This window comes from Pelorhabdus sp. sgz311001 (genome assembly GCF_055901755.1).
In genome coordinates this window covers 289,470-301,208 of record NZ_JBVXUT010000004.1, presented here as the reverse complement: position 1 = coordinate 301,208, position 11,739 = coordinate 289,470, and the positions used below count along the sequence as shown (strand labels likewise).

The 11,739-nt window shown below is 44.9% G+C and carries 10 protein-coding genes; 8 read left to right on the top strand and 2 right to left on the bottom strand.

Translation table 11 applies throughout. The features are described 5' to 3' along the window. Window positions 1–61: 61 nt before the first annotated feature. Window positions 62–1,276 (top strand): SGNH/GDSL hydrolase family protein, encoded by a 1,215-nt coding sequence (locus tag AC0MXB_RS12380; RefSeq protein ID WP_474039992.1) that lies wholly within the window; start codon window positions 62–64, stop codon window positions 1,274–1,276. 65 nt (window positions 1,277–1,341) lie between these two features. On the opposite strand, the gene AC0MXB_RS12375 is transcribed toward AC0MXB_RS12380, so the two are convergent. Next, window positions 1,342–2,958: a glycoside hydrolase family 26 protein gene (locus AC0MXB_RS12375; RefSeq protein ID WP_474039991.1), complete on the bottom strand. Its 1,617-nt coding sequence runs from the start codon at window positions 2,956–2,958 to the stop codon at window positions 1,342–1,344. Window positions 2,959–3,154: 196 nt separating this feature from the next. Between AC0MXB_RS12375 and AC0MXB_RS12370 the strand changes: the two genes are divergently transcribed. From AC0MXB_RS12370 to AC0MXB_RS12355, 4 genes are all read left to right on the top strand, one after another. Next, window positions 3,155–3,988, top strand: coding sequence for a methyl-accepting chemotaxis protein (locus tag AC0MXB_RS12370; RefSeq protein WP_474039990.1), 834 nt, complete (start codon window positions 3,155–3,157; stop codon window positions 3,986–3,988). A 33-nt stretch (window positions 3,989–4,021) separates the two neighbouring features. Beyond that, complete coding sequence (locus tag AC0MXB_RS12365; RefSeq protein WP_474039989.1) at window positions 4,022–5,158, top strand: M20/M25/M40 family metallo-hydrolase; 1,137 nt, start codon at window positions 4,022–4,024, stop codon at window positions 5,156–5,158. Further along, complete coding sequence (gene gluQRS / locus AC0MXB_RS12360) at window positions 5,143–6,123, top strand: tRNA glutamyl-Q(34) synthetase GluQRS (RefSeq protein WP_474039988.1); 981 nt, start codon at window positions 5,143–5,145, stop codon at window positions 6,121–6,123. Before AC0MXB_RS12365 ends, gluQRS begins: the two co-directional genes overlap by 16 nt. 85 nt (window positions 6,124–6,208) lie before the next feature. Beyond that, complete coding sequence (locus tag AC0MXB_RS12355) at window positions 6,209–7,852, top strand: putative polysaccharide biosynthesis protein (protein ID WP_474039987.1); 1,644 nt, start codon at window positions 6,209–6,211, stop codon at window positions 7,850–7,852. A 103-nt stretch (window positions 7,853–7,955) separates the two neighbouring features. Here AC0MXB_RS12355 and AC0MXB_RS12350 read toward each other — a convergent pair whose 3' ends face one another. Next, window positions 7,956–8,588, bottom strand: a complete 633-nt coding sequence (locus tag AC0MXB_RS12350; RefSeq protein WP_474039986.1) for a YigZ family protein — start codon at window positions 8,586–8,588, stop codon at window positions 7,956–7,958. Between the two features lie 90 nt (window positions 8,589–8,678). Between AC0MXB_RS12350 and AC0MXB_RS12345 the strand changes: the two genes are divergently transcribed. The 3 genes from AC0MXB_RS12345 to AC0MXB_RS12335 all read left to right on the top strand — a co-directional run bounded on the left by AC0MXB_RS12345 (window position 8,679) and on the right by AC0MXB_RS12335 (window position 11,678). Continuing rightward, a complete protein-coding gene (locus tag AC0MXB_RS12345; RefSeq protein WP_474039985.1) occupies window positions 8,679–9,431 on the top strand; it encodes a YdcF family protein in 753 nt (250 codons plus the stop codon). Window positions 9,432–9,447: 16 nt separating this feature from the next. Continuing rightward, window positions 9,448–10,095, top strand: coding sequence for an HAD family hydrolase (locus AC0MXB_RS12340; RefSeq protein WP_474039984.1), 648 nt, complete (start codon window positions 9,448–9,450; stop codon window positions 10,093–10,095). 179 nt (window positions 10,096–10,274) lie between these two features. Further along, complete coding sequence (locus tag AC0MXB_RS12335; RefSeq protein WP_474039983.1) at window positions 10,275–11,678, top strand: DASS family sodium-coupled anion symporter; 1,404 nt, start codon at window positions 10,275–10,277, stop codon at window positions 11,676–11,678. Window positions 11,679–11,739 lie beyond the last annotated feature (61 nt).

The window sequence follows — 11,739 nt, the reverse complement described above, 5'->3', positions numbered from 1 at the left end:
AACTATTTTACTATAGCAAAGGGAATCTAGCTTGGCAAATTTTTCGGAAGAAGGAGAAAGAATGACAAGAAAATTGGTAAAAACTATTTGGAGTATGGCAATCGGTTTGTTTTTTTGTTTTGGTTTGATTACACCAAGCATGGCGGCAGCGGAAAGTGTTCGTGTTTTATGGGATAGTATGGCTGATGCCGCTATGTATGAAGTGGAAATTCGTGACGGGGCTTCGGTCGTTACTACTATTACGACAAGTGTGCCCGGCAAGGAAATAGATCTCACGGCTTTACCTAAATCACCCAAACTCTCTTGGCGCGTACGGCCGTTGAATGGCGCTAAGGAGCCATTAGGCGAGTATAGTGAAATGAAATCTTTGGCAAGGGGAGAAAAAAATCCGACAGCGCCGTTACCTTTAACAGATTTTTCCGATCCGCAATCGACGCTGTTATATCCTGCCTATTATTGGGTGCCTGTTTTAGGGGCTGACAGTTATCGTGTTTCTGTTTATGCTGGACAGCCTGATAGTGGCAATAATCCACTAGTCGTGTCTTATCAAATTGATGGCGGTAATTCTTTTGATTGTTATGATTGGCATAGTTATAATTGCGCAGGTACCTATTATTGGCAGGTACAGGCTCTTGATAAAACAGGCCGGCCTGTTAGTGATTGGTCTAAGCCTAGTACGTTTACGGTGAGACAGACGGGATATACTGTGGCTGCTTTAGGTGATAGCATTACTCATGGCGGCGGCGCTCTCTCATCGCCGCCAGGTATCGCCATTTACGACTGGACGCAGTCGGTCTCTTATCCGATAAAAAACCTTGGTAAAAGCGGCGATACGACTGAGGCGTTGTTAGAGCGATTTGACCAGGATGTACTGCCTTTTTCTCCCAAGGTACTCGTTATTTTTGCTGGAATTAACGATATTCGTGATGGCGCTAGCGCCGCCGATATTATTGCTAATTTGAAACAATTAAAGAAAAAGGCCCTTGAACATCATATGCGGCCTGTATTTGTGACAATTTGCCCAGTCAATCCAGCGAAGGTAGCTGTGCAGATTGGCCGACCACTGCCGCCTGATTGGCAGTCGGTGCGTCGCACGGTAAATCGCTGGGTTCTAAGTCAAAATGATGCTGTCGATGCGGCAGCGTTGTTACGCGACCGTAATGATATCCTGCCTGATCGCTTGTCAGCTGATGGACTTCATCCCGATAGTGAAGGGAAACGATTGATTGCCCAAGCCATCAGTGGCAAACTTTATGAGATTTTATCACAAAAGTAGTGAATTAACGAAAAAGCTGCCTTGCTTCCCTTCTAATATCAAGAAGGGATAGCAAGACAGCTTTTTTAATTTTGATTGCTTTTAAAGAGTTCCAGACCTTGGCGGAAGGTTTCTTTCAAAGCTAAGGAATCATCCATACGATAATTGCGCAAAATAGCGCCAGAACTGTTATAGTCATTGTAATTCCACCAAATAGCTAATTTGATTCGATCATACTGACCGATTTGATCAAACATTTTTTGAATCCAGGCAACTTTGTTGCCGCCAGCCGAGGCTGAAGCAAATTCGCCGATGATCAAAGGCTGATCAAAGAGTCGACTGTATTCGCCATACAAGGGACGATAAATTGTATTAAACTCGCGCCATTTTTCGCCAGGCAGGGACGTTCCTGTATTGTAGCCTGTTAAACCTACCACGTCGACATAAGCGTCGCCGGGATAATAATTTAAATAGTTGTTCCAGTTTGCTTTGGGGAAGGATTCGTCATTAGGATTCCAGACCCACAAGACATTATTTACGCCATTTTTGGTAAAAATATCGTGAATATGACGCCAGACGAGTTTAAATAACTCAGGATCCTTACTGAAGAAAAAGCTTGAGTAAGGGCACCAACGGCCATTCATTTCATTGTCGAGGCGTAACAGGATCGGATGGCCGAATTTTTTTACAGATTGGGCGTAAGTATTAAAATAATCATCATAGCGGCCGTCTAAAATTTCATAGAGCACGCTTGAGTTGTCATCGTTATAATGAAAGGTCTGCAATGATAGCTCAATGATCTTTTTGTGATCATAGGCGTTTTGCAGAGATTTTACGGGAAAGGTTTCATCGAAAGTTTGATAGCGGATTAATACTGGAAAGGAGTAGCGCAGTTCTTCCTCTAAGCCTGTTAAATAGCCAAATTCTTCGGGCGCATTGGCCTCATACATGCCCCAACGCTGCGGGCTGCTATCGGCCAGATACTTTTTGGCAAATTGCTTTGTTTCTTCATTAACTGGTGTTTTTGGTGTCGGTTTATAGTGTTGATATACTCCGGCGATTCCCTTTTTAGCAACGGTTTGAAAGCTATTTAAAATCTGCATTTCATTTACAATAGGCTCGCTTGATTTTATAAGTACGGTAAAGGCGTCGCGGTTGTTTTTGACGAGCTCGATGCTTACATAGTTGTTTTTATCTTCCGTGACGGTTTTTAAGCGGTGGCGCGTCCATTTTAGCAAGCGGACTTGAAAACCGTTTAAAGCAAAGCGGCTGTCAGCTAAAATACCATGATCATTTTGATTTTCCGCAAATTTATTGCTGTCGGTCAAGTAGGCGGCGCCAGATTGCGGATCTCCGTCTAATTTATCGGCGTAAACTTCAATTTGCGTCGTCGCATTGGAAAAGGTGGTTCGCACCGCAGATAGACTGGCATCAATTTGCATGTCGCGGGGAAAACAGATTATGTAGCCGCCAGTATAATCGGTATAGCGATTGTACCAAGGACTGTAGGATTCAATCTTTTTTAGATCTTCGTAGGGAAGCTGGGGATCGGCGTCAGCCTTTTCGCCATTGACGATATAAGTTGGTGCTGTTGTCGAACTTGATGAAGTAGTTGATTCCGCAGCTTCAGCCGACGGCAGCCAAGCACTCAGGAAGGCCAAGCTAGCCAAGCAAAAAGCAATCGTTTGTAACCTGATTTTCACTGTGATTCACTATCCTTGCATTTTATTTCAGAAGAAAAGTCGTATTGGTTAACACTATAGCAAAGATAAAAGAAGAATACAATGTAATAAGGCCGATTTTGTCGGAAACTCTTTCGGCTTTATGGGCTTTAGAGAAGGGAAATCTTTACGTGAAGTCGAAAACTTTTAAGTCAAGAGAAAAGGAGGACGGTATTTTATGGCAAGCAACGAAGATATTTTTGAACATTTTCGATATGTGCTTAACCTCTTTAGCGATTTATCCTTAGATGACGTGAGTGTAAGTCTTACAGACAAAGAAAAATATGTTTTTTATAAAGCGGGCAAGGCTTTGAATCATGGCGTGAAACCAGGTGATGCAGTGCGTCCGGGAAGCTGTGTTGATGTGGCTATGAAAGAAAGAAAACAGATCGTCAGACGCTTTGGACCAGAACTTTTTGGCGTACCTTATATTGCTGTGGCGATTCCTCTTTATAATGAAGCGCAGCAACTCATCGGTGCAGTAAGTACGCAGCATTGCGTTGATAAGCAGGAAAGTTTGCAGAAAATAGCTGACTCTTTAAATGCTAGCATGTTAAAATTAGCAAGTACGACGCAGGAAATTTCAGCGCAATCGGAAGAAATTGCGGCTGTAAGTCATAATTTAGTCAGTGCTTCGGAGTCTTCTGCCGCGAGGGTTAAGGAAACGGACCATGTTATCAGCGTAATTCGTAATTTAGCGGGCCAGACAAATTTGCTGGGATTGAACGCTGCCATAGAAGCCGCGCGAGTCGGCGAGCAAGGCCGCGGTTTTGGCGTTGTGGCAGAAGAAATTCGCAAATTGGCGCAAGGAAGCGCCGATTCCACGAAAAAAATTAATGAAATTATTGCAGCCATTCAAAATGATAGCGCGCAGATGCAAGGTCAGATTCACAATATTGAACAAGTGATTAGCCAGGTCGCTGAAGCAATTACGAATACAGCCACGGCGATTGAACAAGCGAGCGCCATGTCGAAGGAATTAGATGCTTTGGCGAAAAATCTAAATAATTAATTGGGGTTTGGCTAGGACAAAGGAGACGATTTTATGAATAAAGACAGAATGTTGCAGGAGTTTTTTGATTTAGTCAAACTCCCCTGTTCGACAGGGAAGGAACGTCAGGCGGCTGACTTTGTAACAGAAAAGTTAAAAGCTTTAGGCTGTACGGTGACGGAAGATCAAGCAGGCGAACAGTTTGGCGGCAATACAGGCAATGTGATTGCTTTGCTTCCCGGTACGAAACAAGGTGCTCCAACAGTGATGCTCACTGCTCACCTTGATTGTGTAGAGCCTTGTAGCGGCATTGAACCAGTCTTAGCTGACGGCGTAATTCGTTCGGCAGGCAATACCATTTTAGGTTCTGATGATAAAGCTGGCGTAGCGGCGATCTTAGAGGGGCTACGTTCGTTACAAGAAGCAAAGCTTGACCATGGCGATGTTTTGATTGTTTTCACTGTCGCCGAAGAAGGCGGACTGAAAGGCGCGCGCCATATTGACAAAACGCTGTTAGCGAAAGCTGATTTTGGCTATGCTCTAGATGGCGGCGGCCCTGTAGGCGAAATTATTACGGCAGCTCCAGGGCAGGATCAGATTGATGTTACTATCTATGGTAAGACGGCCCATGCTGGTTTGGCGCCAGAATCCGGTCTTAATGCCATTGTTTTGGCAGGAAAAGCTCTTGCCGCCATCGAACAAGGCCGGATTGACGCGGAGACAACCGCCAATATTGGTAAAATCAGCGGTGGCGTAGCAACAAATATTGTTCCTGATCAAGTGGAAATCAAATGTGAGGCCCGCAGCCGCAACAGCGAAAAATTGGCTAAACAAGTAGCTCATATGAAAGAAACTTTTATAACTGTAGCACAAGCCGGCGGCGGTCGGGCTGAGGTCAAAGTGGAACGCGCTTATGACGCTTTCGTGTTGGCTGACGATGCTCCCGTAGTGGCAATTGCCGTGACCGCGGCAAAAGCGCTTGCCTTAGAGCCGAAACTAGGCGCGACAGGCGGCGGCAGTGATGCCAATTATTTTAATGTTTATGGCGTACCTTGTGTTGTTCTCGGTGTGGGCATGTCTAAGGTTCACACGACCGAAGAATTTATTGAAACCACAGAGTTATTTTTAGCGGCCGACTATGTCAAGGCCTTAATTGAGGCAGCGGCAACTACTCCATGGAACGGAAAATAACACCTTGCGGTCGTTTTGCTCCCAGCCCGACAGGATCGATGCATCTCGGCAATGTGTGGACAGCGCTGCTTTCCTGGCTATATATTCGCAGCCAGTCAGGCCGGATGATTTTGCGGATCGAGGATTTAGATCCTGACCGTTCCAAGGAAGAGTATACGAAACAGCTGATCGCTGATTTGGCTTGGCTTGGTCTTGATTACGACGAAGGCCCGGGAAAAGAAAAACCTCAGCATACTTACAGACAAAGTGAACGTCAGGCGATTTATCAGTTTTATTTGCAAAAATTACAGGAACGAGGGCTGCTTTACCCCTGCTTTTGTTCGCGCCAGGAACTCCATTCTTTGGCAGGGGCGCCCCATGTTGGCGAAGCCTATAGTATTTACCGCGGCACCTGCCGCCAATTGAGTGAACAAGAGCGGCAGGCGCGGTTAGCTAGTGGTCGGAGACCGGCGCTGCGACTGCAAGTGTCTGATGAGACCATTCGTTTTACTGATGGCCTTTACGGCGCTATCGCCGAAAATGTAGCGCTTTCTGTGGGGGATTTTATTTTACGTCGCTCTGATGGTGTGTTTGCCTATCAGCTTGCTGTCGTTATTGACGATGCACTTATGGGGATCAGTCATATCGTTAGAGGCGCTGATTTACTTGATTCTACAGCAAGGCAAATTTATTTGTATCGTTTGCTCGGGTTTAAGACGCCAGAATTTATTCATGTACCGCTGCTTTGCGGCGATGACGGCGCGCGTTTATCAAAACGGCACAACGATTTATCGTTGGCTGAACTGAAGCAGCGCGGCGTCACAAGCGAAGCAATTATTGGCTATTTAGCCTATTTGGCAGGCTGGCGCGAACGGGCAGAGCCGATCAGTGCTGTGAAACTTTTGCCATATTTTCGATTAGGAACTTTACCAAAGGGAAATATTATAATTCAAGAGGCAGAGATTACTGCTTTTTTGTCGGCATGATTTGCTAAGAAGCAGGATTGCCTACGGCAAAGGGCGAATACAATCGAGTCTTATTAAGAAAATGTACCATGGGATAGGGAAGATAATGACAACAAATCAGCATGAAAAACCGGCCGCTAAAAAAGATACTTTTTTGCAAGGGGCCTTAATTTTAACCATTGCCGGGATCGTCGTTAAGATTATTGGATCCATTAACTGGTTTATTTTATCACGGGTTATTGGCGGCGAAGGCATTGGACTTTATATGATGGCATTTCCTCTGTATTTATTGGCGCTCAGTGTTTCGTCAGCTGGCGTACCAACAGCGATTTCCATTATGACAGCCGAAAGGCTCGCCTTGTATGATTATCGAGGTGCTAAAAAAGTCTTTCACACATCCTTAAAACTCATGGTGGTGACAGGCGTCTGTTTTAGTCTCCTGTTATATTTTGGCGCTCGTTGGCTTATTGATTTTCATATAGTCCGTGATGCGAGAGCTTACTATGCAATTTTGGCCTTGGCGCCGGCCGTTTTTTTTGTTACGATTTTGGCTAGTTACCGCGGTCATTTTCAAGGGTTGCAGCAAATGACGCCACCGGCCGTTTCCCAGATCATCGAGCAACTTGTCCGGGTAGCGACCATGATCATTTTCGCCTCTTTGCTGTTGCCACGGGGCATTGAATTTGGCGCGGCTGGCGCTAGTTTTGGGGCGGCGCCTGCTGCTTTTTCCGCTTTGATTGTTTTATTAGTCTATTCTTGGCGCATGAATCGAAAAACGTCACAGCAACAAGGCCAGGAACGGCAAGCCGATGTACCGGTTCAGTCAAGTATGCAAATTATGAAACGGCTTATCACTTTGGCATTGCCTGTGTCTTTTGCCAGTATCATGCTGCCGATTGTTTCCAATCTTGATTTGATGATTGTGCCAATGCGGCTAGAGGTTGCTGGCTATACGGTAGAGCAGGCAACCGAATTGTTCGGGTACTTAACAGGTATGGCGGTTCCCCTGATTAATTTATTGACGATCTTGACGGCTTCGCTAGCCATTAGCCTTGTACCAGCTATTTCTGAAGCGTATACCCTAAAAGATACAGCCAAGATTCAACAACGAATTCGCTCAGCCATGCGACTGTCCAACTTAATTACGATTCCTGGCTTTATTGGATTAGCCCTGTTGGCTTATCCCTTATCGACGATGCTTTATGGTACGGAAAAAGTGGGCGGTCCCTTAGAAGTTTTGGCTGTTTCTGTGTTCCTGTTAGGAATTCATCAAGTGACCACTGGGGTATTGCAAGGACTTGGTCACACTTATATTCCCGTAATCAACATGATTATTGCCGCAGCCATTAAAGTTTTATTAAACTGGGTGCTGACGGCTATTCCTTCTTTAGGAATTTTAGGCGCATCTTGGGCTACAGTGGCTGATGTGGGGATTGCTGCTTCCCTAAATTTAGCCTATGTGCAGCACTATACAGGCTGTAGTTTGAATTTAAAAGATACGAAACGGATCACGCTATCCGCTCTCTTTATGGGAGGCATGATTTACTTATCTTACGGCTTTTTGTGGCATGAGTTAGGTAATAATGTTATCGCTACGCTGCTGTCTTCGGCAGTGGGAGCCCTCGTCTATGGTCTGTTTATTATTTGGTTTCGCTGTGTGGAAGAAACGGAAATTCAACGAATTCCTCTATGTGGCCGATCTCTTGCTGGCATATTACGCCGAGCTGGTTTTTTGAAAAATCATGACTAACTGTAAAAGATCGGTGTATACAGAAAAAGCTGTTTTGTTAAGAAATTTCTTAGCAAAACAGCTTTTAATTTTTATTAGCTTTTCAGCCGGTTTAACAACTAGTTTAACAGCTTTTTTCCACATAACCGCTGCCGCAAGCTTCCAAAACGGCTGTACCGCGTGTGCTTTCATTGACAAGCTGCAGCAGTCGATCTTTTTGTTCCGGCAAAATATTTACGAAAAAGCAGGCTTGTTCTTGAAAGGTTTTATCGGTAATGGGAAACGCGGCATGAAACAACTGATTTTCCAACGGGCCTTGATACAGGTAATCTACGTAAATTTTATAGGTTTCACTTAAAATATAGGTCGTGATTGGGGCTGACTGCAGGGCAAGAGCGGCACTTTTGCTGTAAGCCCGGACCAAGCCACCGGCGCCAAGTTTAATGCCGCCGAAATAGCGGGTTACGACAACAACAATATTTTTCATGTTATTTTTCTTAATTACCTCGAGAATCGGTCGTCCCGCTGTGCCTGACGGTTCACCGTCATCATCTGCTTTTTGCTGTTCGTCATCAAGTCCGATGGAATAGGCCGAGCAGTTATGAGTAGCGTCATAATAGCGTTTTTTCAGACTGTGAATGTATTCTTGAGCTGCCGCCTCGCTAGGAGCCGGGGCGGCATGGGCAATGAACAATGATTTTTGAATTTCATACTGCGCTTCGCAGACTGTTAAAATTGTTTGATAAGACGTAAGCATAGAATCCCTTCTTATTGCACAAAGTTTAGTAAATAGCGCCAATTAATGATATGATAGATGACAAGAGACGTTCATAAAGCAGGTGAAGCTATGTTCTATTTTATCAAATTTTTCTATACTACAGTACTGCTACCGCCGGGGATTTTTGTTTTGGCGCTACTGTTTCTGACACTGCGGCTTTATCGGCGGCAAGCTCCTTATCGCCATTATATTGCTATCTTAACCTGCTGTTTTTATTTTGCTACGACTCCGTTAGTTTCCGGTTCTGTTATCAGGGGGCTAGAATCGCAGTATATACCGCCTGATAATCCCCGCGGCGATGTAATTATTATACTGGGCGGCGGGGCTACCTTTGATACGCCTAATTTTACCACACAAGGTCACTTATCCGGGTATGCAGCCAATCGTCTGCTCACGGCAGTTCAGCTTTATGAACAGCTTCATGTACCGATTATTGTGTCAGGCGGGCGCGTATTTGCTACGACTGGGCGCGAAGCGGAAATAGCTCGTGATATTTTGCTACGGCTTGGTGTGCCTCAGAATCAGATTATTTTAGAAAATGCCAGTATCAATACAACAGAAAATGCTTTATTTACGAAAGACGTATTAGCGTCAAGAGGTTTTTCGGCGCCGATTCTTGTTACTTCGGCCTTTCATATGCCACGGTCTGTCAGCCAGTTTACGAAGCAGGGGATTACGGTAACGCCTTTTCCGACGGATTACCTGACAAACCGCCAGCTTCATTTCGACTTTCGTAGTCTATGGCCTGACGCCGATGCACTCAGTAACTTATCGTTAGCTTTAAAAGAATACTTGGGCCTATTAGCGGTGCGCTGGTATTAAAGAAAGGGTGCTTTTTATGTATGATTATATTTTCTTTGATTTAGATGGAACATTGACCGACTCCAAAGAAGGCATAACGAAGTCGGTGGCTTATGCTTTAGAAAAATTTCAAATTTCTGTAGCCGACCTAGATGATTTAATTCCCTTTGTGGGGCCGCCGCTAGTAGAGTCTTTTTGTACTTACTATCAGTTTAGCGAGGCGAAAGCTGAGCAAGCTGTCGCCTACTACCGCGAGTATTTTTCTCAGCAAGGAATGTATGAAAATGCTGTTTATCCCGGCATTCCGGCCTTATTAGAAGCATTGCAAGCTAAGGGGAAAAAACTATATGTAGCTACATCCAAGCCAACGTACTTTGCCAAGCAGATTATTGACTATTTTTCTTTAACTTCCTATTTTACTGCCGTTGTCGGCAGTGAGCTTGACGGCAGTCGGATCCATAAGGCCGATGTAATTGCCGCTGTTTTGGAAACGTTACCGCCTGAAGCGAAAGCACAGGCCGTGATGGTGGGCGACCGTCGCTATGACATTGCTGGTGCGCAGAAAATGGGGATTGCTGCGATCGGTGTGCTCTATGGTTTTGGCGACAGAGCTGAGTTAGAAGCGGCAGGAGCCAAAACACTGGCAACATCTGTAGGCGATCTAGGCTCTCTATTGTTGCGCTAAAGGCAATTGCTACGCAAATGTGACTAGACAAGTTTTATTTAAGCTTTGGACCAGTCCTGTATATTGGGACTGTTTTTTTATGAACAATATGACCAAAACCTTTTCGAATCTCAGAAAAAATGATATTTTTCTAATAGGCGAAATAGGCAGAATACTTAGTTAAGTAAAAGGAGGTTCTTATGAACAAAAAAATTAGAAATTCAATTATTACGTTGCTTCCCCTTGTTCTGATCTGGCTCACCCCGACGCCAGAAGGATTGAAGCCGCAAGCCTGGCATTTATTTGCTATCTTTATGTCCACTGTAGTTGGTTTTATCCTGCAGCCAATTGCCAATGGCGCAATTGCTTTGATCAGTTTGATGGTTGCCGTACTTTCAGGAGTATTAACTTTAAATCAGGCATTATCCGTTTTCTCTAATAGTACTGTATGGCTCATTGTATCAGCTTTCTTATTTGCTCGCGGCTTTATTTTAACAGGTCTTGGCCAAAGAATTGCTTTTGTCATTACTCGTTCTTTTGGTGACAGTACCTTGAAATTAGCCTATTCGTTGACGTTAAGTGATGTAATTATTGGACCAGCTACGCCATCCAATACGGCCCGCGCCGGCGGCGTGCTATTTCCAATTGTATCAAGTCTCTGTGCATCCTTTAACTCGCAGCCGGGACCAACGTCAAAACGGCTTGGTAACTTTTTGATGCTGGCTATGTTCCATGTTGATATTGTTGTATCAGCCATGTTCCTTACGGCAATGGCTGCAAATCCCTTGGCGATGGAACTGGCCAAAAAGACAGTCGGCGTCAACGTAACCTGGGGAACCTGGTTCTTGGCTGCTGTTGTTCCTGGCGTTGTCGGTCTTATTGTAGTACCGTTAGTCATTTATAAAATGTGTCCGCCTGAACTGAAAAAGACGCCGGAAGCAAAAGAGTTTGCTCGTCAGGAACTGATTAACATGGGTCCTATGACGATTCAGGAAAAAATTATGCTTGGCGTATTCATTATGGCGCTGGTATTGTGGGCAACTTCCAGCTTTACGCACATGGAAGCCACGACAGTTGCGCTCTTAGGAATTTGTATTTTGCTTGCTACCGAAGTATTGAAATGGAAACAGGTTATTGAAGAAAGTAAAGCTTGGGATTCGCTCGTTTGGGTTGGCGCTGTTGTTGGTTTGGCTGGCTTCTTGAATTCAGGCGGATTTATTGCTTGGTTTGCTAAAGGTGTAGCCCACGGCTTAGCCGGAACGAACTGGATCGTTGCCCTTGTGGTAGCTGCCTTGACTTATCTCTATTCTCATTATGCCTTTGCAAGTATGACGGCGCACGTAACAGCTATGTATGCGGCTCTTGTTGCTGTAGCTGTGGCGGCAGGCGCTCCCGTTATGGTTACTGTATTGGCAATTGCGTTCATGGCCAATGTCTGCGGTTGTCTGACCCATTTTGGTACAGGTCCGGCGCCGATTTACTTTGGTGCTGGCTATGTTGATCAAAAAGAATGGTGGAAAATGGGCTTTATAATGTCTGTTGTCCATATTGTTGTTTGGCTTGGCGTTGGCGGTATTTGGTGGAAGGTTCTTGGTTTCTGGTAAAATAGGATTTTTCATGGTGAGTAGCGAACAATAGGTAGGGAAATGATAGCGAGGAAGTGGA

What these genes read in the sequence shown, in the direction of transcription:
- AC0MXB_RS12380 (WP_474039992.1), top strand. Translation starts at nt 62, where the DNA reads ATGACAAGAAAATTGGTAAAAACTATTTGGAGTATGGCAATCGGTTTG.
- AC0MXB_RS12370 (WP_474039990.1), top strand. Translation starts at nt 3,155, where the DNA reads ATGGCAAGCAACGAAGATATTTTTGAACATTTTCGATATGTGCTTAAC.
- AC0MXB_RS12365 (WP_474039989.1), top strand. Translation starts at nt 4,022, where the DNA reads ATGAATAAAGACAGAATGTTGCAGGAGTTTTTTGATTTAGTCAAACTC.
- gluQRS (WP_474039988.1), top strand. Translation starts at nt 5,143, where the DNA reads ATGGAACGGAAAATAACACCTTGCGGTCGTTTTGCTCCCAGCCCGACA.
- AC0MXB_RS12355 (WP_474039987.1), top strand. Translation starts at nt 6,209, where the DNA reads ATGACAACAAATCAGCATGAAAAACCGGCCGCTAAAAAAGATACTTTT.
- AC0MXB_RS12350 (WP_474039986.1), bottom strand. Translation starts at nt 8,588, where the DNA reads ATGCTTACGTCTTATCAAACAATTTTAACAGTCTGCGAAGCGCAGTAT.
- AC0MXB_RS12345 (WP_474039985.1), top strand. Translation starts at nt 8,679, where the DNA reads ATGTTCTATTTTATCAAATTTTTCTATACTACAGTACTGCTACCGCCG.
- AC0MXB_RS12340 (WP_474039984.1), top strand. Translation starts at nt 9,448, where the DNA reads ATGTATGATTATATTTTCTTTGATTTAGATGGAACATTGACCGACTCC.
- AC0MXB_RS12335 (WP_474039983.1), top strand. Translation starts at nt 10,275, where the DNA reads ATGAACAAAAAAATTAGAAATTCAATTATTACGTTGCTTCCCCTTGTT.